Annotated in this window: 14 protein-coding genes; 4 read left to right on the forward strand and 10 right to left on the reverse strand. The window is 72.9% G+C overall.

The window, feature by feature from the left end; genetic code table 11:
- The first annotated feature begins 17 nt into the window (after positions 1-17).
- Genes AC3ETA_RS07260 through AC3ETA_RS07270 form a run of 3 tightly spaced genes read left to right on the forward strand, consistent with a single transcriptional unit; the run spans position 18 to position 1,779 of the window.
- Positions 18-530, forward strand: a complete 513-nt coding sequence (locus tag AC3ETA_RS07260; RefSeq protein ID WP_432191958.1) for a carboxymuconolactone decarboxylase family protein — start codon at positions 18-20, stop codon at positions 528-530.
- Positions 527-973, forward strand: coding sequence for a carboxymuconolactone decarboxylase family protein (locus AC3ETA_RS07265; protein WP_432191959.1), 447 nt, complete (start codon positions 527-529; stop codon positions 971-973). The genes AC3ETA_RS07260 and AC3ETA_RS07265 overlap by 4 nt, the downstream gene beginning before the upstream one ends.
- Complete coding sequence (locus tag AC3ETA_RS07270; protein ID WP_432191960.1) at positions 970-1,779, forward strand: isocitrate lyase/PEP mutase family protein; 810 nt, start codon at positions 970-972, stop codon at positions 1,777-1,779. Before AC3ETA_RS07265 ends, AC3ETA_RS07270 begins: the two co-directional genes overlap by 4 nt.
- On the opposite strand, the gene AC3ETA_RS07275 is transcribed toward AC3ETA_RS07270, so the two are convergent.
- From AC3ETA_RS07275 to AC3ETA_RS07295, 5 genes are all read right to left on the reverse strand, one after another.
- Complete coding sequence (locus tag AC3ETA_RS07275; RefSeq protein ID WP_432191961.1) at positions 1,739-2,737, reverse strand: ABC transporter substrate-binding protein; 999 nt, start codon at positions 2,735-2,737, stop codon at positions 1,739-1,741. The genes AC3ETA_RS07270 and AC3ETA_RS07275 overlap by 41 nt on opposite strands.
- 106 nt (positions 2,738-2,843) lie before the next feature.
- Positions 2,844-4,862 (reverse strand): ABC transporter permease, encoded by a 2,019-nt coding sequence (locus AC3ETA_RS07280; protein ID WP_432191962.1) that lies wholly within the window; start codon positions 4,860-4,862, stop codon positions 2,844-2,846.
- 52 nt (positions 4,863-4,914) lie between these two features.
- A complete protein-coding gene (locus AC3ETA_RS07285) occupies positions 4,915-6,018 on the reverse strand; it encodes a quaternary amine ABC transporter ATP-binding protein (protein WP_432191963.1) in 1,104 nt (367 codons plus the stop codon).
- Positions 6,018-7,547 carry a GMC family oxidoreductase gene (locus AC3ETA_RS07290; protein WP_432191964.1) on the reverse strand — a complete coding sequence of 510 codons (1,530 nt, stop codon included), beginning with the start codon at positions 7,545-7,547 and terminating at the stop codon, positions 6,018-6,020. The genes AC3ETA_RS07285 and AC3ETA_RS07290 overlap by 1 nt, the downstream gene beginning before the upstream one ends.
- A 117-nt stretch (positions 7,548-7,664) precedes the next feature.
- Positions 7,665-9,191 carry an aldehyde dehydrogenase family protein gene (locus tag AC3ETA_RS07295; RefSeq protein WP_432191965.1) on the reverse strand — a complete coding sequence of 509 codons (1,527 nt, stop codon included), beginning with the start codon at positions 9,189-9,191 and terminating at the stop codon, positions 7,665-7,667.
- Between the two features lie 186 nt (positions 9,192-9,377).
- On the opposite strand from AC3ETA_RS07295, the gene AC3ETA_RS07300 reads away from it, so the two are divergent.
- Positions 9,378-10,265: a GNAT family N-acetyltransferase gene (locus AC3ETA_RS07300; RefSeq protein WP_432191966.1), complete on the forward strand. Its 888-nt coding sequence runs from the start codon at positions 9,378-9,380 to the stop codon at positions 10,263-10,265.
- Between the two features lie 9 nt (positions 10,266-10,274).
- Here the strand turns inward: AC3ETA_RS07300 and AC3ETA_RS07305 are convergent, their stop codons facing one another.
- The 5 genes from AC3ETA_RS07305 to AC3ETA_RS07325 form a co-directional block, all read right to left on the reverse strand.
- The gene (locus tag AC3ETA_RS07305) at positions 10,275-12,266 is read right to left on the reverse strand and encodes a hypothetical protein (protein ID WP_432191967.1); all 1,992 of its coding nucleotides are present in this window, start codon (positions 12,264-12,266) and stop codon (positions 10,275-10,277) included.
- A complete protein-coding gene (locus AC3ETA_RS07310) occupies positions 12,263-14,413 on the reverse strand; it encodes a hypothetical protein (RefSeq protein WP_432191968.1) in 2,151 nt (716 codons plus the stop codon). Before AC3ETA_RS07310 ends, AC3ETA_RS07305 begins: the two co-directional genes overlap by 4 nt.
- Before the next feature lie 79 nt (positions 14,414-14,492).
- Complete coding sequence (locus tag AC3ETA_RS07315; protein WP_432191969.1) at positions 14,493-17,462, reverse strand: hypothetical protein; 2,970 nt, start codon at positions 17,460-17,462, stop codon at positions 14,493-14,495.
- Positions 17,459-21,445, reverse strand: a complete 3,987-nt coding sequence (locus AC3ETA_RS07320; protein WP_432191970.1) for a tubulin-like doman-containing protein — start codon at positions 21,443-21,445, stop codon at positions 17,459-17,461. Before AC3ETA_RS07320 ends, AC3ETA_RS07315 begins: the two co-directional genes overlap by 4 nt.
- 139 nt (positions 21,446-21,584) lie before the next feature.
- Entirely contained in the window at positions 21,585-23,843 is a 2,259-nt protein-coding gene (locus AC3ETA_RS07325) for a VWA domain-containing protein (RefSeq protein WP_432191971.1), read from the reverse strand.
- Positions 23,844-24,016 lie beyond the last annotated feature (173 nt).

The following is a 24,016-nucleotide window of genomic DNA, read 5'->3' on the forward strand; positions in this document are numbered from 1 at the left end:
CTCCTAGGGTCGAGATCATGACGACGACCGAAGAGAGCACGGCGACGACCGTGACGTACGCGACCGAACCGGCCCCGCGCCTGGACTGGGCCGCGCTCGCCCCCGACGTGTTCAAGGCGATGGTCAGGCTCGACGCGGCGGCCGGACGGGGACTCGAACCGGCCCTGCGCGAGCTGGTGAAGATCCGTGCCTCGCAGCTCAACCACTGCGCGTTCTGCCTCGACATGCACACCAAGGACGCGCTCGCGGCCGGTGAGAGCGTCGAGCGGATCGTGCAGCTGAGCGCGTGGGAGGAGTCGCGGCACTTCTACACCGAGCGGGAGCTGGCGGCGCTGGAGCTGACGGAGGCGGTGACCGTGCTGACCGACGGTTTCGTGCCGGACGAGGTCTACGAGCGCGCCGCCGAGCACTTCGAGGAGGCGGAGCTGGCGCAGCTCATCGCCGCGATCAGCGTCATCAACGCGTGGAACCGGTTCGGCGTGACATGCCGGCGCACTCCGGGCCACTACCGGCCGGGCCGGTTCCGGTGACGGTCCGCACGAGGCGGCTCGACGCCGGTGTCGCGCAGGCGATGTCGGCGGTCAGCGCCGCCGCGAAGAAGGGACTCGGCGACCCGGCCCTCGCCGAACTCGTCGTGCTGCGGGCCTCGCAGCTCAACCACTGCGCGTTCTGCCTGGACATGCATCTCGCCGTCGCCCGGGAACTCGGGGTGGATGAACGGCAGTTGGACATGCTGGCGGCCTGGGAGGAGGCCGGGGACGTCTTCGACGAGCGGGAACGGGCCGCGCTCGCGCTGACCGAGGCGGTCACCGCAGTGACGGACCGCTGCGTGCCCGATGATGTCTACGACCGGGCCGCGGCGCACTTCGACGGGCCGCGACTCGCCCATCTCGTCGGGCTGATCGTCGCCATCAACAACTGGAACCGGGTGATGGTCGCCCGCCGCATTCCACCAGGGGGATACACACCGTGACCGACAGCGTGGGCCGCACCGAGAGCAAGGTCGAGACCTTCCGCGCCCTGCACCGCCGCAAGGCACCCGGCGACCCGCTGGTCCTGCCGGGGCCGTGGGACGCCGCCTCCGCCCGGGTCTGCGTCGAGGCGGGGTTCCCCGCGCTCGCGACGCCGAGCGCGGCCGTCGCCGCCGGCCTCGGGTACGAGGACGGCCGCACCCCGGCCGGCGAGATGTTCGCGGCGGTCGCACGGATCGTCCGGGCGGTCGACGTGCCGGTGTCGGCGGACATCGAGGGCGGCTACGGAATGGCGCCCGGGGAGCTGGTGGAGCGGCTGCTGGAGACCGGCGCGGTGGGGTGCAACCTGGAGGACTCCGAGGGCGGCGTCCTCAAGGACCCGGGCGCGCACGCCGACTGGCTCGCCGAGGTGCGGCGCGCCGCCGCGGACCGGCTCTTCGTCAACGCCCGGATCGACACCTTCATCCGGGCCCCCGGTGACACCGACCCCAAGCAGGCCGCCGAGCAGGCGATCGAGCGGGCGGCGGCGTACGTCGCCGCGGGCGCCGACTGCGTGTATCCGATCGGCGCCCCCGTCGACGTACTGCCGCTGCTGCGGTCCGGCATCCAGGGGCCGGTCAATGTGCACGGCACCGTGACCGGGGACCCCTCGCCCACCGCGCTCGGTGAACTCGGGGCCACCCGGATCACGTTCGGACCGGGACTCCAGCGCGAGACCGCGCGGGCGCTGCGCGGGATCGCAGCGGACCTGCGCCGGCGGCTCGGGATCAGGACAGCCACGCCTTCCAGACGTCCTCGTTGGCCTTGACCCAGGCCTCGGCCGCCTTGTCCGAGCTCATCTTCTTGTCCGCGATCATCGCGGCGACCTCGTTCTGCTGGTCGTTGGTCCACTTGAAGTTCTTCAGGAACGCGGCCGCCTTCTCGTTGTCCTTGGCGAAGTCGGCACCGAGGAACTTCTGCAGCGGCGTGTTGGCGTAACCGCAGGCGACCTTCTTCGCGTCGGCGTCGCAGCCCTCCTTGTACTCGGGCAGCTTGACCTCGACCAGATCGAGCTGGGAGTTGAGCCACTGCGGCGTCCACCAGTAGCTGATGAACGGCTTCTTGGCCTTGTAGTTCTCCTTGATCTGGGTGATCTGCGCGGCCTCGGAGCCGGCGTAGACCGTCTTGAAGTCCAGCTTCAGGTTCTTGATGAGCGCGTCGTCGTTGGTGGTGTACGACGGCGATCCCTCCAGCAGCTGGCCCTTGCTGCCGCTCTCGGCGGTCTTGAAGAGGCTCGCGTACTTGTTGAGGTTCTTGTAGTCGGTGATGTCCGGGTGCTCGTCGGCCAGGTACTTCGGTATGAACCAGCCGATGTGGCCGGTGACGCCGAGATCGCCCGCCGGGACGACGGACTTCTTGTTGTCGACGTAGAGCTCGACCTTCTTCGGCGCGCCGCCCCAGTCCTCAAGGATCGCGTCCACCTTGCCGCTGTTGAGCGCGTCGAACGCGACCGACTCGTCGAGCTGGGTCAGCTTGACCTTCATGTCGAGCTCGTTCTCGAGGATGTACTTGGCGACGGCCGCGTTGGCCTCCGCGCCCACCCACGACGGTACGGCGATGGTGACCGAGTCGGAGCCGCCCGAGGAGGAGGAAGAGTCGGTCTTGGCGGCGCCGCACGCGCTCAGGCCGGTGACGCCGAGGACGACGGCGACGGCGGTGGCGGCGCGCAGGAGGTGCTTTCTGTTCTTCATGCCGTTCTTCATGCCGTTCTTCATGCTGTTCTTCATGTGAGTGTGTCTCTCGTTTCGGACAGGCAGGGTGTTCCTGCGGTGCGGTGTGCCGGGACGGGTACGGGGGTTGGTGGGGGCGTGCGGATGCCGGGGCCGATGCGGGCTAGTGCCTGCCCGTGCGCTGGGCCGGGCGCTGCGTGGTGCGGTCCAGGACCAGACCCAGCAGCACGATCGCGACGCCCGCGGCCAGGCCGGTGCCGAGTTCGCTCTTCTGCAGGCCGTAGACGACGTCGTAGCCGAGCGCGCCCGAGCCGACGAAACCGCCGACGATGACCATGGCCAGCACGAGCACCACGCCCTGGTTGAGCGCGAGCATCAGCGCGGGCCGGGCCAGCGGCACCTGTACCTGGCGGATCTGCTGGAAGGTGGACGCGCCCATGGAGCGGGCCGCCTCCAGCGTCGCGGAGTCGACCTGGTTCAGGCCCTGCACGGTGATCCGGACGACGGCAGGCAGCGCGTACAGCACGGCCGCGGCGACGGCGGCGGCGCGGCCCACGTTGAACAGGGCCACCACCGGGATCAGGTAGATGAACTGCGGCAGGGTCTGCATGGTGTCCAGGACCGGACGCAGCATGCGTTCCAGCAGCGGCAGTCGGGCCGCCGCCACGCCGATCAGGAACCCGAGCAGGAGCGTGACGACGACGCCCGCGATCGCCTGCGACAAGGTGTCCAGGGAGTGGCCCCACACCCCGATGACGCCGACGCCGGCCATCGCCAGGGCCGCGGTGCACATGGCGCCCCAGCCGCCCGCGAGCAGGGCGAACCCTGCGGCCAGGAGGACCAGCAGCCACCACGGCATGCCGGTCAGACCGTCCCGGAGCGGGTTGAGAAGCCAGGTGGTGAAGCCGTCCGCCCACGTCCGGGTGCCGCCCAGCACGGGCACACCCTCGGCCAGGTGGCCGGTGAACCAGTCGACGGCGTCGTTGACGGGCGGGGCGATGTTCACCTCCCAGGCCTCCGGCCACTCGGCGATCAGCAGCAGCCACCCGACCACGCTCAGTACGACACCCGAGGCGGCCGTCACGGTCCAGGCCCGCCCGCCGTGCAGCCAGGACGAACCGGCCGGAGCCGCGCCCTCGCCCAGCCGCTCACCGGCGACAGCGGTGGTGCGGTCCAGCCAGATGGCCAGCAGCACGATCGGGATGCCCGCGGCGAGCGCCCCGCCGACGTCGACGGTGGACAGCGCGCGGAAGACCTCCTCGCCGAGGCCGCCGGCGCCGATCACGGAGGCGATGGTGACCATCGACAGCGCCATCATGATCGTCTGGTTCAGGCCGAGCAGGATCTCCTTGCGGGCCAGCGGCAGCCGGGCGGTCAGCAGCAGCTGCGCCGGGCTCGTGCCCAGCGACTTCGCGGCCTCCATGACGGACGGGTCGGCGCCGCGCAGGCCGAGGGAGGTCAACCGGGCCATCGGCGGGGCCGCGTAGATGATCGTCGCGATCAGCGCGGACGGTACGCCGATGTCGAACAGCAGCACCAGCGGCAGCAGGTAGGCGAACGCCGGCATGATCTGCATGGTGTCCAGGACCGGTCGCAGGAGGCGCTCGAAGCGGTCCGACAGTCCGGCGCCCAGGCCCAGCAGGGCACCGATCACGGCGGACACGGCGACCGCGACCGCCATCAGGGCGAGGGTCTCCATGGTGGCCTGCCACATGCCGAGCGCACCGCACGCCACGAAGGCGGCGAGCGTGACGCCCGCGAGCTTCAGCCCGCGCTTGTGACGCAGCCCGCCGACCCGCCAGGACAGCAGTACGGCGGCCACGATCACCGGGAACCAGCCGATGGTCTCCAGCAGCTCGGTCAGCCAGGCCACCGAGCTGTCGGACCAGTTGCTCAGGTGCAGCAGGAAGTAGAGGAACACCGGGTTGGTGTCGCGGTTGGTGACGACCCAGGTGTAGGCGTCGTCCAGGGGTGTCTTGACGTCGACGGTCAGTTCGGACGGCCAGGCTCCGTTGCCCCACAGAATGGCGGCCAGCGGTACCAGGACGGCGGCCGCGACGCCCAGCGGCAGCAGGCGCCGTACGACGGGATGGCGCAGCCGCGAGCGCGGCTCGGCCAGGACGGCTTCCCCTGCCGGTTCGACCGGCGTCGGCGGCGATGTGGGGGTGACGACGGCACTCATGCGGTCCTCCCCCGGGTATGGGAGGCGTCCGGCGTGCCGATGTGGGTGCGTGTCACGCGGCCACCTCCTCGCGGTCCAGTCCGGCCACGATCCGCAGCAGCGCGGCGTGGTCGACCTGGCCCAGGCACGTGCCGTCCTGCGTCACGCAGGCGGCCCGGCCGGTGCGGGCGACGACCTCGATGGCGTCGGACACGACCGTGTCGGGGGTGACGGTGCCGGGGTGCTCGGGGCCGCCGCAGTCGCCGGCGCGCATGGCGGCGCGCACGGTCATGACCTGCTCGCGTGGCACGTCCCGGACGAAGTCGCGGACGTAGTCGTCGGCGGGCGAGCCGACGATCTGCTCGGGGGTGCCGAGCTGCACGATCTCGCCGTCCCGCATCAGCGCGATGCGGTCGCCGACGCGCAGGGCCTCGCTGAGGTCGTGGGTGATGAAGACCATGGTGCGGCCCTCCTCGCGGTGCAGGCGGATGACCTCCTCCTGCATGTCCCGCCGGATCAGCGGGTCGAGGGCGCTGAACGGCTCGTCGAACAGCAGCACTTCGGGGTCGGGGGCCAGTGCCCTGGCGAGGCCCACGCGCTGCTGCTGGCCGCCGGAGAGCTGACCGGGCCGACGCTGTTCCAGGCCGTCGAGGCCGACCTTGGCGACCATCTCGGCGGCTCGGGCGCGGCGCTGCTCCTTGGGCATGCCCTGGATCTCCAGGCCGTAGGCGACGTTGTCCAGGACGGTGCGGTGCGGGAGCAGGCCGAAGTGCTGGAAGACCATCGCGGCGCGGTGGCGGCGCAGTTCGCGCAGGCGGGTCTTGTCCATGGCCCGGACGTCCTCGCCGTCGATGGCTATGGTGCCGGCCGTCGGTTCTATGAGGCGGGTCAGACAGCGGACCAGGGTGGACTTGCCCGAGCCGGACAGGCCCATGACGACGAAGACCTCGCCCTTGCGGACGTCGAAGGACACGTCACGGACGGCCGCCGTGCAGCCGGTGCGGGCGCGCAGTTCGGCGGGGGCGAGCCCGGCGAGCTCCCGATCGGCGGGGATCCGCTCCGCCTTGGGCCCGAAGACCTTCCACAGACCCTCGACCGAGAAGACCGGCGTACCGGTCGAGGGCTTGCGGGTGTCGGGCGTCTTGTTCTGGGGCGTGCTCTGAGGAGTCGTACTCATCACGCCTCACCTCCCATCAGGTCCGCCGCCTTCTCCCCGACCATGAGCACCCCGATCATCGGGTTCACGGCGGTCATCGTCGGGAAGACGGAGGCATCGGCGATTCGAATGCCTTGCAAGCCGCGGATCCTCAACTGCGGGTCCACAACGGCCAGTTCATCGTCGGCGGCGCCCATGCGACAGGTGCCGGCCGGGTGGTACACGGTGTGCGCGACCTTGCGCGCGTACTCGCTGAGCTCCTCGTCGCCGGTGACCTCCGGGCCGGGGCACACCTCGCGCTTGATCCAGTTGGCCAGTGGTTCGGCCTTCGCGATCTCGCGGGCGATACGGATGCCGTCGACGAGGGTGCGGCCGTCGTAGTCGTCCTCGTCGGTGAAGTAGCGGAAGTCGAGCGCGGGCTTCACGGACGGGTCGGCGCTGGTCAGGTACAGCCGGCCGCGGCTTTTGGGCTTGGGGATGTTCGGGGTCATCGAGACGCCGAACTCCGGCCGCTCGTAGCCCAGGCGCTCCGGGTTGTCCGTGAACGGGATCTGGTAGAAGTGGAACATCAGGTCGGGGCCCTGGTGTTCGAGGTCGCGGCGCACGAACAGGCCCGCGTCGGAGTCCATCGCGGAGTTCTCCGGGATCGGCCCGTCGGTCTCCCACACGATCACCGACTCGGGGTGGTCGAGCAGGTTCTCGCCGACGCCCGGCAGGTCGTGGACGACCGGGATGCCCAGCGCGGTCAGGTCCTTCTCCGGGCCGATGCCGGAGTGCATCAGCAGCCGGGGCGAGTCGACGGCGCCCGCGCACAGGACGACCTCGCGCCGGGCGCGGATCAGCTGCTCCTCGCCGTCCTTGGTGCGCACGTGCACGCCCTCGGCGCGGGTGCCGTTCAGCTCCAGCCGGTACGCCCAGGTCTCCAGCAGGATCGTGAGGTTGTCCCGTTCGTCCATCACCGGGTGCAGATACGCCACCGACGCCGAGGAGCGCTTGTTGTCCTCGGGGTGGTAGGCGAGGTCGAAGAAGCCGACGCCCTCGGTGAAGGGCTGCTTGTTGAAGCCCTCGACGCGCGGCACGTCCAGCGCGCTGCGCGCCGACTCCACGAAGTCGCGGGCGATGGCGTTCCGGTCCTTCTCGTCGACCGGGACGATGTTGTTCTTGAGCCGGGCGTAGTACGCCTCCATCGGCACCGCGCCCCAGCCCTTGGCGCCGGCCTCCTCCCACTCGTCCCAGTCGGACGGCAGCGGCTTGAAGGCGATCAGCGTGTTGTGCGAGGAGCAGCCGCCGAGCACGCGGGCGCGGCTGTGCCGGATGTGCGAGTTGCCGCGGGGCTGCTCGGTGGTCGGGTAGTCGTAGTCCAGCTCGCCGCCGAGCAGACCCATCCAGCGGCGCAGGGTGAGGACGTCGTCCCGGCCGACGTCGCTGGGGCCGCCCTCGATCACGGCGACGGTGGTGTCGGGGTTCTCGGTCAGCCGGGAGGCGATGACGGAACCTGCGGTGCCGCCGCCGATGACCACGTAGTCGTAGACGGTGGGGTTCTCGGACATGAGGGGGGTACTCCAGTGGATCCAGCGCCGCGGGGGCGCTTGTGGTCTTCGGGTGCGGGTTCGTCGTGGCTGGTCGCGCGGTTCCCCGCGCTCCTCGGTGGGCTGCGGAGCCCGGAATCAGCCTGTGAACCAGCGGACCGGCTTCGGCGCGAGGTTCTGGTAGACGTGCTTGGTCTCGCGGTACTCGGCGAGTCCGGCGGGGCCGAGTTCGCGGCCCACCCCGCTCTTGCCGAAGCCGCCCCACTCCGCCTGGGGGAGGTAGGGGTGGAAGTCGTTGATCCAGACCGTGCCGTGGCGCAGCCGGCCGGCGACCCGGCGGGCCCGTCCGGCATCGGCGGTCCACACGGCGCCGGCGAGACCGTACTCGGTGTCGTTGGCGAGGGCGACGGCCTCGTCCTCGGTGCGGAAGGTCTCCACGGTGAGGACCGGGCCGAAGACCTCCTCGCGTACGACGCGCATGTCGCGGTGGCAGTGGTCGAGGACGGTCGGCTCGTAGAACCAGCCGCTCTCCGGGCGCTCCTCGGACGGCGCGGGGCGCTTGCCGCCGGACCGCAGCACGGCGCCCTCCTTGAGCGCGGACTCGACGTACGCCTCGACCTTGGCGCGCTGCTGCTCGGAGACGAGCGGGCCGCACTCGACGCCGTCGGCGGTGCCGCGGCCGAGGCGGATCCGCCGGGCGCGGCGGGCGAGCTCGGCGACGAAGCGCTCACGGACGGACTCCTCGACGATCAGGCGGGCGCCCGCCGAGCAGACCTGGCCGCTGTGGATGAAGGCGGCGTTGAGGGCCTGGTCGACGGCGGTGTCGAAGGCCTCGTCGGTGGCGCAGGCGTCGGCGAAGACGACGTTGGGGTTCTTGCCGCCGAGTTCGAGGGCGACCTTCTTGACGGTGGGCGCGGCGGCCTGGGCCACCTTGGTGCCGCTGGCGAGTCCGCCGGTGAAGGAGACGAGGTCGACGTCGGGGTGCTCGGAGAGCCGGGCGCCGACGGAGTGGCCCGGGCCGGTGACGATGTTCGCGACGCCGGCCGGCAGGCCCGCCTCGACGAGCAGCTCGATCAGGGCGATCGTCGTCAGCGGGGTGATCTCGCTGGGCTTGACGACGAAGGTGTTGCCGGCGGCGAGCGCGGGCGCGATCTTCCAGCTGGCCTGGAGGAGCGGGTAGTTCCAGGGCGTGATCAGCGCACACACACCGACCGGCTCGTGGACGACGACGCTGTGGATGTCGGGAGAGCCGGCGTCGACGACCCGGCCGGGGGCCTCGGCGGCGACGAGGTCGGCGAAGTAGCGGAAGGCGTCGGCGACGCAGTCGATGTCGACCCGGCCCTCTTCGAGGGTCTTGCCGGCGTCGCGGCTCTCCAGCAGGCCGAGCTTCTCGCGGTCGCGCACGAGCAGGTCGGCGACACGGCGCAGCAGGGCGGCACGCTCGGCGACGGGCGTGAGCGGCCAGGCGCCCCGGCCGCCGTCGAAGGCACGGCGAGCGGCCTCCACCGCCAGGTCGGTGTCCTTCTCGTCACCCTCGGCGACCACGACGAAGGGCGTCGCGTCCGCGGGGTCGAGAATCTCGCGCGTCGCGCCGGAGACGGCCGACCGCCATTCCCCTCCCACATGGATGGTGCCGCGCGCCTGGAGTTCCGTACTGTCCGCCATGATCGGTGTTGCCTTCCGTTCCTGTTCAGAGCCCCTGTGTCACACGTGTGTCACTCAGGGGGACCGAGTGCGCCTGCCCCCGGCACACGGATGCATGCGCGATTCACGGACAAAAGTGCGCTGTGTCACTGAACTGAGGCCGGATTCATGGACACAGCAGGAACGTTTGACTAAAGTCAAAGAAATATGGAGCCAGTGTCGACGGACCATGTGACGGCCTTCCGCCGCTTCAACCGCTACTTCACGCGCCGTATCGGCGTCCTGGACGACCACTACCTCGGCCAGGACCGCCCGCTCGGCGAGGCCCGGCTGCTGTTCGAGATCGGGGACGGGATGTCCCTGCGCGAGCTACGGAGCCGGCTCGGTCTGGACGCCGGATATCTGAGCCGGATGGCCAAGGCGCTCCAGGCCCAGGGCATGGTCACGCTGAGCGCGCACCCCGAGGACAGCCGGCTGCGCATGATCGAACCGACACCGGCCGGGCGGGTGGAGGTCAGGGAGCAGAACCGGCGGGCGGACCTGGTCGCCGCCGGGCTGCTCGACGGCCTGAGCCAGGCCCAGCGCGCCGAGCTGGCCGGCGCGCTGGCCACCGCACAGCGTCTGCTGCGCCTCGCGAGCATCACCGTCGCCCTCGTCGACGGCGCCGCCCCGGACGCCCGGGCCTGTCTGGACGGCTACGCCGCCGACATCGACGAGCGGTTCCCCGAGGGCTTCGCCAAGGACGACCTCGTTCAGCCGCAGGAGGTGTCCGGCGACGCCGGGGCGTTCTTCGTCGCGTACGAGGAGGACCGGCCGGTGGGCTGCGGTGCGCTACGGCGCCTCGAACCCGGCGTCGGCGAGATCCGCCACGTCTGGGTGCACCCCGCCGCCCGCCGCCTCGGCCTCGCCCGCCGGCTGCTCGGCGCGCTGGAACAGGAGGCCGTGGCACGCCACTTGGGCGTCGTACGCCTCGACACCCACGCCGCGCTCACCGAGGCGCAGGCGATGTACCGGGCGTGCGGCTACACGGCCATCCCTGCGTACGACGACAACGTCTACGCCAGCCACTGGTTCGAGAAGCGGCTGGCGCCCTGAGCGGATCCGTCAGCTGAGGAACCAGACGATCACGATGAGGATGGCGATCGCGCAGAAGGAGAGGCCGCCCGCGAGCAGACAGCCGGCCGTGCCGAACCCTTCGGTGATCCTGGCCATGGACGACTGCTTCCCGAAGGGCTGCGGCGGCGGTGTCATCGGCGCCGCAGCCGTGTGGGGCGACGGCAGGGACTGGGCGGGCGGCGGCGCGGAGTGCGGCGGCCTGTCCATCCGCGTCAGCGCGTTCGACAGCAGCCGGCTCCACACCACCGGCGGCAGATCGGGGACCCGGGCGCCCGGCGGGTCGATGATGCTCTGCCGCAGCCAGTTGCCCGTGGTGGGATGCGGGTCGCGGCTCAACCGGTAGAGCAGTTCCTGCAGTTGGCGCAGATGGCGCTCGTCCCTGGCCAGCGGTGCGACGGCCCAGGTGAACAGGCGGGCCGCCCGGGACGCACGGTCCGTTCCCGATCTTCCGTCCGCGACCGGCCCGTGCGGTGTGAAGTACAGCCCGTTGTCCAGCACTTCCGCGCACAGCGCGTGCCGCAGCTCCAGCGACCGCCCGTCCGCCCGGTGCGGCTCCCCCAGTACGTCGAGCAGCAGCTCCACGGACTGCGACGGGATTTCACGGGTGCACAGCTCGTACACCAGCACCTCGTCGGGCTGCCTGCGCAGCTCCGCAAGCAGCACGTTCTGCGCCATGACATCGCCACGCCGGTAGTCGCACAGCTCCAGGTGCAGGTCGGGCTGGTGGAGGGAGTGCGGAGGCACGGTGGGCGGAGACGGTGGGGGCAGGGGGGCGGAGTTCGCGTGCGGGGGCGGAGGCGTGTGCGGGTGCGGGTGCGGAGGCGTGTGCGGGTGCGGGTGCGGGTGTGGGGCCACGCGGGGCTCCGGAGGCGGCTCCGGACGCAGCTCGGCACAGGACTCCGCGTACGACTCCGCGTACGGCTCCGGGTACGACTCCGCGTACGGCTCCGGGGCGACGGCGGCCGGCGCCGGGGCGCGGTCCCACTCGGGCGCCTCCAGCGGCTCCTGGAGTTCCCTCGTCCGGGGCGCCGGCGCCGGGACCCGGGTGCCGTTCGGTCGTGTGCGGTCGGTGCCGAGGATCTCCTTGAGGCGGGCCTGGCGGCGTTCCCAGTCCAGTGCCGCGCCGCCGCGGAGTGCGTCGGTCAGTTGCGGCACACCGGGGTCCGCCTCCGGGTGCCCGAGCAGGTGCCGTACGAGTTCGGAGCCCGCCCAGAGCTCGAACCTGGAGTTGGCCGGCCTGCCACCTCTGACCCGGGCCAGCGGGCCGGAGACGCCGGTGTCCGGCTCCCAGCGCGGGACGGACGTGAGCCGCAGGGGGTGGCTGTCGGCCGTGTCATAGGTGGCGAAGGTCCACTGCTGCTCCAGCCAGGGACCGAAGAGCAGGAACAGCCCGAGGTAGACCAGCGGCACCGCGTCCTGGTCCGGCCAGCCCCGGTGCCCCTTCTCCTCCATCAGCAGCGAGAGCCGCTGGGTGGGATCGCGCAGCCACTCGGCCGCGGTCAGGGTCAGCGCGTGGTTGACCGACGGCAGCCGGTCCAGCATCTGCGGCAACCGCCTGAGCGCCAGCGCGTCGAGCTTCGCGCTCTCCACCGGGTCCTGCTTCCCGGAGACCGACTCGGCCTTCTCCCGGCTGCCCCAGCCGCCGTACGCGAGCCCCAGGCACTGACGCACCTTCAGGGTGCCGCGGTCACCGACCAGGACATGGCTGACGGTGCTCGGCCGCCCGCCCGGGTCGGTGGTGGGCCAGCGCCGCACTAGCAGCACGTCGCCGTCGCCGGACAGTGTGCGCACGACGCTCGGCCGGGCGGCCGCCGCGCCGGACACCCACAGCAACGGGCCCAGTTCCCGGCCGAGTTCCGCGGCGCGCCCGGCGTCGCAGGAATGGGCGACGGCGTTCATGCCGGTGCCCTGGCGGCCGTGGTTGCCGTCCCAGCGGTAGACGACCTGATGCACCGGACCCCGGTCCTGGAAGTCGTTCACTGATGTTCCCCTCCCTCGGACCCCTCGGGCTCATCGGTCCCTTCCGGCGTCTCGAATCCCTCGGCCTGTCCGGCTTCCTCCCACGGCACCGCCTCCAGAGCGGGCGCCTCCCCCACCGCCAGCGCGTCGGCGCCGCCCGGCACCTGGATCAGCCCGTGCAGGGCGAACAGCGACAGCAGCGGCTCCAGCACCCGCCGGGGTCCGGCCCCCGCGGGATAGCGGCCCTGGTCCTCCTGGCCGCCGGTGGCCGACGCGATGTGCAGGGTGCATCGGCGGATCGCGTCGAAGGGGCGCAGCCACGCCTGGCCCGCGTGCCGGCGCAGCAGCCCGTACAGGTCGCGGCTCTCCTCACGGATCAGCGCCGGGTCCAGCGAGGAGGCCGGCGGCCGGGTCAGCCACCGGTCGACCGGCGGCTGGAACCTGAGCAGGTCGGCCTTGCCCAGCACCATCGCGGCCGGCACGTCCAGATACCCGCCGCTCTTCGGCAGCCGGTCCAGGACCGTGCCGAAGGCCAGGTCGCCGTCCCGGTTCACCTCCAGGCCCAGGCGCTCCCTGGCGTGGTCGAGCTGCGGCAGCGGCAGGGCCAGCACCGGATCGATCACGAACACCAGGGCGTCGACGCCGAGCAGGAAGCGCAGCGCGGCGTCCGTACGCACGAGGTCCTCGCCGCCGAGGTCGAAGAAGGCGACGGGGCGCACCTGCCCGCGCGCGTCGGTGATCAGCAGCGACTCCTCGAAGCGGGCGAAGTCGTCCCTGCCCAGCCCCGGGGTGTGGGCCAGGACCTTGCCGCTGCGCGGCGGCTGCACCCGGTCGCGCACGAACCGGGCATGCTGCTCGGGGTTGACGGACTGCCACTTCAGGCCGAACGGTTCGAGACCGCCGTCGGTGACGGCCGCGATCATCTGGGTCAGCAGATGGCTCTTGCCGGTGGAGGACTGGCCCACCATCGCGACGGTCAGCGGACGGCCGTAGGTCAGATAGGGCACCGGGATGTAGTGCGTGGGGAACGCCGGGTCCGCCGCGCACTTCTGCACCGCGCCGCGCATGATGTCGGTCCGCCGCACGGGGTTGTTGATGCCCTTGAGGTCCAGTGGCTTGTACTGCATCCGGCTGTCGGTGACGTACAGCTTGCCGAGGTCGAGCCGGATGGACTCCAGGCAGTACGGGCAGAGCACCTCGGCGCCGGTCTGCCCGGACCCCGATCCCGCGCGCGAACGGGCGGCGGGCACCTGCCGTTTGAGCCGCAGCGCCTCCTCGAAGGCGTCGTGGTGCGGGCGGGTCTCGTCCGGGGGCACCGCGAGCCGGACCCGGCGGGCGGCACCCGGCGCCACCAGGTCCAGGACCTGTGCGGGCGTCGGCCGGTCGGCCGCCCTCGGCGCGAAGGCGTCCCGGAGCGTCCGGTCGAGCTTGCGGTGATCGCCCAGGTCGGCGGGTGGCCGGTCGGCGGGGCCGGGCCGCCCGGTCGCCAGCCGGTACAGCACCTGGGCCGCGCTCCACACCGCGTCGCGGGGGTCGGCGAGCCCCTCGCCGCCGCGCTGTTCGGGCGGGCAGAACGGCGACCGGCCCCACGGGCGCCTCGGCCGGCCGATCCGGGTCGTCGACTCCAGGCCCCACAGCTGGACCTTCGCGCCGTCCCAGAGGACGGACGCGGGCGAGATGCCGCGCGGCACCAGGCCCTGGCCCTCCAGCAGACACAGGGCCAGCATCAGGTCACGGGTGAAGACCTCCTGGTCGGCCGCGCCCATCACATGGATCCGCGAGACGGCGGTGCCGCGCGGCGGCTCGTACAGCAGGAACGGCTCGGCCGTGTCCAGCTCGTGGCCGATGAGCCGCGGGAAGAGCGCCGTGTACTCGGTGTCGCCGAGCGCCTGGAGCAGCTGTACGGCGGCGGACGCCTCGGTGTCGAGCAGGGCGCGCGCCGCCGGGTTCGCCGCCTCCTTGGCGCTCAGGCGTACCTGCACGCACTGCTGGCCCTCGTCGTCGAGCACGGCCTTGCGCAGCAGTTGGGGCAGCAGCCGGTCGCGGCGGAACTCCCGGCCGACCCGCACCGGGGTGACGCGCCGGCGCCCCGACGGCACGGTGAAGCCGAGCTTGTCCGGAGGCTGCCCGCCCGGCCCCGACGGACGGGAATGCGTGGTGCTGGTCACCGGCGGTCCTTTCGTTCGTGCAGGTGCGGCGGGCCGCAGGGGTCCGTGCGCGGCGGCGGTACGGGACGTGCAGTGCCGGTCACCAGCGATCGCCGTCCTCTCGGCCGCCGCCCTCTCGGCCGCCGTCCGCGCGCTCGCCGGAGCCCGCCCAGTCGTCCGAGGCCAGCCAGTCGTCGGAGTCCGCGCGGTCGCCGTCGTCGGAGGCCGTGCGGTCGCCGCCGTAGGCCGTGCGGTCGCCGTCGTACGAGGCGGTGCGGTCGCCGTCGTACGAGGCGGTGCGGTCGTAGGCGTCCGCCCGGCCGTACGGGTTCGTCGCCTCGGCCCGGTCGTAGGTCTCGGCCCGGTCGTAGGAGCCGGCCCTGTCGTACGAGTCGGCCCGGTCATAGGCGTCGGCCCGGTCATAGCTCTCGTCGTAGGAGCCGGCCCGCTCGTACGGGTTTCCCGTGCCGTACTGCTCCGTCCTCGCCGGGTCCGGGTCCGTGCCGTCGGGGCCGGAGCCGTGCCGGGCGCGGACGGTGTGCACGGCGCCCACGCGCAGCGGGGTGAGCCGCACCAGGCCGGCGTAACGGCCCGACGACGTCCACAGGACCTGCTCCGGGTGCACCGAACCGCTCGCCCGCCAGGACTTCTCGACCTCGTCGCGTACGGCACCCGGCGCGAACCTGAGCCAGGTCGCGGACGCCGGGTCGCGGCTGAGCAGCGTGCCCTGCTCGGGGGTGGACAGCTGCACCACCGCCTGCCGGTCGGCGTCCGCGCCGACCAGTTCGGCCAGTCCGTGCGGGTCGGTGCCGAGCAGGTTCGCCGAGGTGGCGCGGACGCGGCGCGGGGCGGCGAACGGCGGCGGCGCCAGCACCCCGTTGTGCCGGAGGTGATGGCGGGCCGTGGACAGCAGCTCGTGGACCCGCTCCTCTGTGCGCCGCACGGCACGCGCGCCGGCCTGGCCGCGCTCGACGGCACCCCAGTAGTGCTTCATGGCCTCCAGGGCGGCGTCCGTCAGATCGGCGGACAGCGTGGCGACCAGCTCCGGCCCGCCCTCACCGTTCTCCCGCTCCAGCCAGCGCGGCACCTCCTTGGGACGGTCCGCCCAGGCGGCCCCGGAGCTCTTCGCCCGGTCCCGGTCCCGGTCCCGGTTCCCGTCCCGGCCCCTGTCCTCGCCGGCGTCGTCCCACTGCTCGCCGTCCTCCCACGCGTACACGCTCGCCCAGTCGCCGTCGCCGTCGTCGGCCCCGGCGTAGGCGTCGTCCGGTTCGAGGTCGGCGTCGCTGGAGAGCCAGTCGTCGTCGCCGTGCGCGCCGGCACCGGAGGCACCGGACGCCGCGCCGGCCGCGACCCGCGCCGCATCGGGCACGGCCTCCGCCTCCGCCGCGGCGGCCGTCGCCCGCAGCATCCCGGCGACGGAACGGGCGGCGTCGGCGCAGTACAGGCGCTCCTCGACGGCCCAGTACTCGCGGACCGCCTCGGCCAGCAGGCCGTCCAGACCGTCAAGGGCCCGACGCAGTACGGCGGTTGTGTGGCCCGGGGCCCAGGCCGCGGCCGCCGCCCGCCACAGCCGGCGTACGGTCTCCACCGCGATCCCCAGTCCGGTCAGCAGCCCGATCGTGCCCATCCAGACCGGCGAGTCGGTCGCGTACCCCGCTCCGGCGCCGACCGCGGCACCGAAGAACGCCGCGACCCTCGGTGCGAGGGCCCAGCGGCCCGGGCGCCCCGCGCCCCGCAGCCGGACCGCCCCGAGGACCGCCATGCCGACGAACAGCAGCGGCACGAGGACCGCGAGGGCGAGGAACGGCCCCGACCACAGCGCGCCGAGCAGGCCCGCGCCGGCCGCCGCCAGCGGTCCGGCCACCGGCAGCCCGGGGACCTCGGTGCCGGCCGCTCCCGCCATCTGCCGGTCCACCGACTCGGCGGAGTGCGGGGCGAGTTTCGGCAGCAGGGCCGAGCCCGGCACCGGCTCGACACGGCCGGCGAGTCCGGTGAAGCGCTGCGCCACCGAGCGCAGGGCGAGGCCCTGGCCCAGCAGCTTCAGGGCGAACTCCCGCAGCCCCTCCCCGATCCGCTCGCCCATGCCCTCGGCGGACGGCACGCGCAGCCCGAGGGCCGCCAGCCGGGTCGCCGACTCGGCGGCGGACGGAGCCGTGCCGCCGCCGCTGCGCAGGGCCGTGGCGACGAGGTCCCGGTAGTCGTCGAGCGCCTTGCGCGCCTGGTCGACCTCCGTCTCGAACGTCTCCCGGCGGGAGGCCCGCAGCAGGCCGGGCAGGGTGCGCAGCCCGGCCATCGCGTCGTCCGCGTAGTCCAGGGCGTCCGCGCAGGCGCGGTAGGCGTCGTCGGCGATGCCGCCGGGTTCCCGGTGTCCCAGGTCCCGGTCCCGGCGACCGGCCACCAGCCCCCGCAGCGGCTCCGGGAGATCGGCTCCGGAGGAGGCGGTCAGCACCACGTCCGGCGCCAGGTCGTCGTCCGCTCCGGCGAACCGGGTGAGCGCGTCGCGCCAGGCCCGGTCGCGCACCTCCGGCGGCAGGTCCTGCTCCAGCAGCCGTACGCCGGGCGCGGCGACGGCCCCGGGCAGCGCTTGGATGCCGTCGAGCACGCCGAGGTAGACGTCCGGGACGGACAGGACGTCCACCAGGACCGCCAGTGCGTCCGGGTCGTCGGGTGCGGGCTGCTCCAGCGCGGTGCGGGCGGAGCGCAGGTCGCCGGCCCACAGCAGCCCGCTGCCCGAGGTCCGCAGCACCGAGGGGCGCAGCAGCCGGCGGTCGGGCTGGAAGCCGCCTTCCTCACCGGCGAACGAGCCCGGCGCGCTGCCCACCAGCAGGACGAGCAGCCGGACCTCGCCCACCGCCCGGTAGCCGGTGAGCAGTTCGTACTGCGTCTGGTGGTCGTTGAGCCCGGCCGGGGTGTCGACCACCAGGAACAGCGGGTCGTCCGGTTCGGGCAGCCCGGCCCGGCCCAGCTCCTGGGCGACCCTGGCCCGCAGCGCCGAGGGGCTGTGCAGTGCCGCGGCACCGGCGCGCAGGTCCAGGTGGATGACGGTGCGGAAGGCCTGAGGCGTGCTCACTGCGCGTCACCGTCCCAGGGGTTGCTCCGGCCGGAGTCGCCGGACCCGTCCTCGGCACCCCAGGTGCCGCCCCGGCGCGGGTCTGCGGGCTCGTCCGCGTCCCAGGGCGCCCGCCGCCGGCCGCCCTGCCCGTCCGCGCCCCGGCGATCGTCGAGGTCGGGACCGACGTAGTCGTCACGCCGACGGTCCCCACCGGACCGCCCGAAGCCCTCACGGTCACCACCCGACCGCCCGAAGCCCTCACGGTCACCACCCGACCGCCCGAAGCCCTCACGGTCACCACCCGACCGCCCGAAGCCCTCACGGTCACCACCCGACCGCCCGAAGCCCTCACGGTCAGCGGCCGACCGCCCGTAGTCCTCACGGTCACCACCGGACCGGCCATAGTCCTCACGGTCCCCACCGGACCGCCCGAAGTCATCACCGTCCCCACCGGACCGCCCGAAGCCCTCACGGTCACCACCCGACCGGCCGAAGTCATCACCGTCCCCACCGGACCGCCCGAAGTCATCACCGTCCCCACCGGACCGCCCGAAGTCATCGCCGTCCCCACGGGACCGCCCGTAGTCCTCACGGTCACCACCCGACCGCCCGAAGCCCTCACGGTCACCACCCGACCGGCCATAGTCCTCACGATCGGCACCCCAGCGGCCGTGATCGTCACGGTTGGCGGCCGAGCGGCCGGAGTCGTACGGTCTGCCCTCGCCGGGCGGCCTGGCGTAGTCGTCGCCGCCCCCGCGGCCGCCCGGCGGGACCGGTGCCGTGCCCCAGTCGTCCTCGTCGGGTGCCGGGCGGCGGGGCGGTGCGTAGTCCTCGCGGGAGCGCGGGCCGGCCGGGGTGCCGCCGCGGACGTGTTCCAGCAGGGTGCGCAGGGTCGGCTGGACCGCGCGCTGGTCGCCGAACTCGGTGTCCAGCGCGGCGGGCAGGGTCTCCGCCCAGAACTCCCACAGCGGGCGCACCCAGCCCTCGACCCGCTCGCCGCCCTGCTCCCGGCGCTCCGCCAGCAGCTCCAGCTGGCGCGGGGCGACCTTCTCGACGAGGTCGACGAAGAGCGGATGCGGCTCGCTGCCGGCCCGGGCCAGGCCCACCGGCTGGGCCCCCATCAGCTCACGGCAGTAGTCCTCGACGATCCGCTCGTCGTCCAGGACCGTCCAGCGCTCGTACGCCCGCATCAGCTCGGCCCAGCTGGACACCCCGCCGGGGAAGTCCCCGAGCCGCAGCCGTACGCCGGGGACGTGCGCGCCCTTGTCGGGGTGCAGCCGCAGCCGGATCCGGTCCGGCGAGGCCGGGTCGCCGTCGACGACGTCCACCTGGCCGTTCCACATGCAGCACAGCAGGCGGTGCAGGATGACGCGGCGGTCCTCCTCGCTGCTGACCATCCAGCTGTCCCGGTAGCCGAGCCGCTGGCGCCACCGCAGGACGTCCTGGGCCTGCTCGGAGTCCTTCGCACGCGCCCACTGGCGCAGCACCTTGCGGGCCTCGGGCACCTGGGTCAGGCTCATCTCGCTGCGGAAGAGGACGACGGTGACGGAGTCGCTGTCCACGCCCCGGTACTCCACGGAGTTCTTCGCGTCCGAGGGCAGCCGCAGCGTCTTGCCGAGGAACTCCTGCACCTCTTCCACGGCCTGAACCCGCGGATAGGTGACCAGGACCCGGAGAAGTCCGGTGCCCTCGGGGGTGAACCCGACCGGCAGCAGCCCGGTCAGCTTCCGGCCGAACAGGTCGAGGGCCTCCTTGCTGACCTGGTCCTTGGCATCCGTGTCCCCGGCCGCCGCGGCCAGCAGCGTGCCCATGGACGGCAGCAGCGGCCGCTCCTCCAGGTGCGCCCCGCTCTCGGCGAACAGCCGGGTGATCCGGGCCTCCAGCTGCCCCTTGACCCGGGCCACCGAGCCCTCGGGGTCACGCCGGCTGAGCCCGTGGACCTGCCGCCAGGTGTCGCCGCCGACCAGCTTGAGCAGCAGCGCCGACTCGTCGTCGTTCTCGCGCAGTCCCTCCCGGCGGATCAGCCGGGTGACGACGTCCTCGTAGAAGTGGTTGAGGGTGCGCTGCGGCGGCAGCAGATACGAGATGCCGGTGCGGTCCTCGTACAGTTCCAGGCCCTTCTGCTGGGCGCTCTTGCGTTCCTGGTCGCTGTGCCGGCGGAAGGCGCCGACCAGCCGGCCGAGGTCGGTGCCGGCCGCGTCGGCCTGCGGCTGCCAGTGCATCTGCTGTTCGCGCCAGGCCTCGTGCCAGACCAGCCGGCAGCGCCACTGGTACCAGGCGTTCTGCTCCTCGATGGCGGCCTGGACGTCGTCGTCGCCCCAGCGGGCCGGCGCGAGTCCGCCCAACTGGCCCTTGATCCGGGGGATCTTGGGCGGCTGCTCGCTCACCCCGGGCGGCCGCTGCGGGGTGCGGGCACGATGGTCCAGCATGCCGAGGAAGCCGAGCCGGGCGATGGGTTCCTCGCTGTCCGGGACGCCCCTGACGACGCGTTCGGCGAGGAAGGGGTCCACGGTCTGGAGCAGTTTGTCGATGGCGGGGCGAGGGGCGAACCGGTCGGCCATGGCGATGGCCGCGCGCTCCGCCTCGGACCGCAGGTCGGACAGCAGCCGCTGCATGTCCGCGATGCGTTCGCCGAGCGCCTGCTCGATGTTCTTGCCGCCGCGGGGCAGCGGATCGGGCTCGGGCACCGGCAACTGCCTGCGCTCCCACAGCTCTTCGAGGTGGGAGTCGGCGAACAGCTGCCGGATCATCGGCACCGCCTCGTCCCGCAGCGCCGCGCGCGGCGCCTCCACGAGGTCGGTGACCGCGAGCCGCAGCAGCCGTCCGGCCACCAGGTCGGCGAGTTGGTCCATCGGCGCGGTCATGGAGGCGACCAGGCTGGTGGACACGCCCTGGCGGCCGATGCCCGTCGGGGAGACGGCGCTGCGTTGCACACCGCGGTTGATGAAGCTGGCCGCGAAGGTCTGGAAGTCGTCGTCTGCGGCCGTCTTGCGGCCCCGGGCGCGGCCGTCGCCCAGCTCGGTGCCGATCAGCGACATCACCAGGGACACGATGGAGCGGCGCAGGTCGTCGGCGCGGATGCCGGCGGTGGGGCTGAACAGGAACGCGGTGGGCAGGATGCCGGTGCGCAGCCGGATCGGGGTGGTGCCCGGGTAGCGGACGCCGAGCCCGAGCTCCTGGTCGAGGTCGCCGATCTCGTGGCCCTCCGAGGGCGCGTTCTGCGTGTCCACCAGCCGGAACAGGTCGACCAGGGACCGGGCCGCGTTCAGCTCCGCCTCGCGCCCGCCGCCGGTCGCCGCGGAGAACGACGACGGCATGACGACCAGCGGGTAGATCTTCACGCCGTCGAAGCGGCGCAGCTGGAAGGCGTGGTTGATGAGGTGCAGGTAGTCGAGGAAGATCCCGGCGCCGGTGCCGCCGGCCACCGAGAAGGCGACGAACACGTCGCAGCCGTTGACCTTGCCGCCACCGAGTTCGCTCAGCTCGCCCGCCGACTTGGCGATCGCGTCGATGGCCTGGAGCAGCGGTTCCAGGACCGGGCCGAGGCCGTGCCGGAGCGTGGCGAACAGGGCCGCCCGGCCGACGGTCGGCAGCTGGCCTGCGCCGGCGTGCAGCGGGGTGACCTTGGGCTCGTCCATGCGCGGCGGCAGCCAGTCGGCGACCTCGTCGCGCAGCACCGCCCGGAGCATCTTGGTCACTTCCGGGGAGGCGTCGAAGTTCGGCAGCAGGTTGTGGGTGGCCCGTGAGGTCCGGGCGTACGCGGCCCGCAGCGACGGGTCCACGTTGAACTGCGGCAGCCGCTGGAGGTCGCTCTCGCTGTAGTCGGCGTACACGAACTGCAGGCAGTCGGGCAGCTGGAACGGGGCGTGGCCGCTCTGCCGGTGCAGTGCCATGCCGTCGGGTCCGCACAGTTCGGCGCGCAGTCTGCGTTCCAGTTCGGCGCCGACGAGCCCGCCGGTGCCGCCCAGGCCGACGAAGAGCATCGGCTGGAAGATCTTCATGGTTTCCTCCCCGCTGTACGGCCGACCGGGGCCGCAGGTCTGTGCTGGGTACGTCCGTGACGCCGCGCGGCGGGCCGGCCGCGCGGCGGTGATGCGATGAGGGCGGGCCGGGGGTGCCGGGTCCGGCCCGCCCCCGGGGTCACAGGAAGTCGTCGTAGGCGCCGCCGCCCGGGGCCGACGGCCTCGGGTCGGGGCCGCCGGCGAAGGCGCCCTGCGTCGGGCGTGGCCCCTGTCCGGGGGTCCCGCCGAGCGCGAGGCTCAGCGTGTCGGTCAGCTGGACCTGGCCGTTGGTGGGCAGCGCGCTGCGGCTGCTGCCCTTGCGGACCACCGCGCCGCCCTCCCGCCTGCGCCGGACGGCGTACGGGCCGTGCGCGCGCCGCTCGATGCGCGGGCTGCGGTGGGCCTCGGCGACGGCGAACTCGTACCACTGCTTGTTGTTGCCGTGCCCGGCCCGGTGCTCGTTGACGACGGTGCCGTCCGCGGAGACCAGTTGCAGGATCAGCCCGGACGGGTCCCGCCGGCGCCTGCGCAGTCCCAGCCAGGCGACGGCCCCGACGACGGCGAGCGCGAGCACGACGGCGCCGGCCACGAACGCCCACCAGTACTTGTCCCAGATCCCGGGCTCGGGCGTGACCCGTACGGAGACCGGGGCGCGTTCGAGGATGCGGTCGTCGTCGGTGGTGTCGACGACGGTGAAGGTGCCGGAGAGGTCCAGGCCGTCGCCGAGGCGGTCGCCGAAGGCGCTCTTCGGGGAGACCCGGACCGTGACCTCGCGGGTGCCCTGCTCGCCGGGCTTGAGGGTGATCTGCTTCGGCTCGACGGAGAGCAGCCCGTCCTTCACGTCGGCGACGGACAGCCGCAGGGTGTGCGGGGCGTCGGTGGTGTTGCTGACGTCGATCGTGCCGGTGACGGTGCCGCCGGGGTGGGTGCTGCCCTCGGGCAGTTCGAGCGGTGCCTTGACGGGCAGTTCGCCGGGCGCGACCTTGCCGGTCTCGCTGCGCGTGTCGGCGCTCAGCCCGGAGGCGGTCAGCGTGGCACTGACCGTGAGCGCCCCGTCGGCGTCCTCGGGGATGGTCACCGTGCCGGTGAAGGAGCCGTCGCTGGCGTCGGGGTCGGGCCCCTTGCCGTTGTCGGCGAGGTCGAGCGCCAGCGCGGAGAAGCCGTCGCCGGTCAGCTCGCTGCGCACGCGCAGCCCTTCGTAGTCGCGCGGGTCCCTGATCTCGTAGCCCTCACGCGTCTGCAGCCGCATGGTCACCGTGACCTTCTCACCGGCCTGCGGCGAGGGCGGGTCCATGGTGATGGCGCCGCGCAGCTCGCCCTGCCAGAGCACGCTGACGGCGACCGGCAGCGAGCGGTGGCCCTCCGGGGCCTCGGCCTTCACCTTCCAGGTGCCGGGCAGCGGGTCGACGATCTTCAGCGCCTCGACGGTGCCGGTGCCGCCCGCCAGCTCGAAGCGGGATTGCTTGTAACGCCCGGAGGTGGTGGGGATCTTGTCGCCGGCCGGGTCGATGTAGCTGATCCTCACCTCGGGGTCGCCCTTGTCGACGACGATGCTGCCGACGGTGGCCAGCGGGGAGATGCCGATCTCCAGGGTGGCCGGCGGCCGCTTGCTGGGGCCCTCCTCGTGGCGCAGGCAGTGCGCGGCGGCGAAGATCCGCTCCAGTGTGCCGCCGACGTCCTTCGCCCCGTCGACCTTGTGGGCCCTGGGCGAGGCGGAGGGCAGTTCGACGCAGCCCTTCTGGTAGCCGCCGGCGGCGATCTGGTCGAGCTGCTTCTTGTCCGGGTCGGGCCCGAAGCCCAGCGGCCAGATCTGGACGTTCTGCGCGGCGGCCTCCTTCAGCGCCGCCTTCAACTGGCGTTCGCCCTCGGCCGCGCGGTGCGCGGGGTCGCCGTACTTGAAGCTGTCCTCGACGTCCATCTTCCCGTCGGTCAGCAGGAACAGCACCCGGGGCACCGAGGCGTCGGAGCCGTCGGTGAGGTCGTCCACGCCCTGCCGGATGGCGGTCGGGAGATCGGTTCCGGTGCCCTCGCTCTTCTTGCGGCCGCGCAGTTCGTCGACGCAGCGGCCGACTTCCTCGCGGCCGGCCGCGTCCAGCGTGGTGCGCGGGCACACCGGGTCCACCACACGCTGGCCGGCCTTCTCCGCGGCGGCGAAGCCGAACACGGTGACCCGCGAGGACGAGGAGACGTCGCCGAGCGCGATCCGCTTGGCGGCGGCCTTCTCGGCCCTCATGTCCTCGGGTGCGAGACTGGCCGACTCGTCCACGGCCACCGCGTAGTCGACGGCCGGGAACGCGGGGGTGGAGTCCGCCGCCGGCACCGGATCCTGACCGGCCGGTGCCAACAGGGACACGAACACCGCGGTGCCGCCGAGCACCGAGGCCGCGGCCCGGCGCACCCGTGGCCTTCCTGTCTGCCGTCTTCCCGTGACTCTTCCCACGGCCGTCCCCTTGGTCCTCGACATACGTGCGTGAAGTTCGTGCTTGCGGTGCGTTGTTGTGCGCGTGCTCGCGCTCGGTGCTCGAAGTTCGATCTGGAGGTTCTTGATTCACTTGTGGCGTGTAGGTGGTG

The sequence above is a fragment of the Streptomyces sp. bgisy027 genome (assembly GCF_057710365.1).

Coding starts and splice junctions, on each gene's coding strand:
- AC3ETA_RS07260 (WP_432191958.1), top strand. CDS start 18: ATGACGACGACCGAAGAGAGCACGGCGACGACCGTGACGTACGCGACC.
- AC3ETA_RS07275 (WP_432191961.1), bottom strand. CDS start 2,737: ATGAAGAACAGCATGAAGAACGGCATGAAGAACGGCATGAAGAACAGA.
- AC3ETA_RS07280 (WP_432191962.1), bottom strand. CDS start 4,862: ATGAGTGCCGTCGTCACCCCCACATCGCCGCCGACGCCGGTCGAACCG.
- AC3ETA_RS07285 (WP_432191963.1), bottom strand. CDS start 6,018: ATGAGTACGACTCCTCAGAGCACGCCCCAGAACAAGACGCCCGACACC.
- AC3ETA_RS07290 (WP_432191964.1), bottom strand. CDS start 7,547: ATGTCCGAGAACCCCACCGTCTACGACTACGTGGTCATCGGCGGCGGC.
- AC3ETA_RS07295 (WP_432191965.1), bottom strand. CDS start 9,191: ATGGCGGACAGTACGGAACTCCAGGCGCGCGGCACCATCCATGTGGGA.
- AC3ETA_RS07300 (WP_432191966.1), top strand. CDS start 9,378: ATGGAGCCAGTGTCGACGGACCATGTGACGGCCTTCCGCCGCTTCAAC.
- AC3ETA_RS07320 (WP_432191970.1), bottom strand. CDS start 21,445: ATGAAGATCTTCCAGCCGATGCTCTTCGTCGGCCTGGGCGGCACCGGC.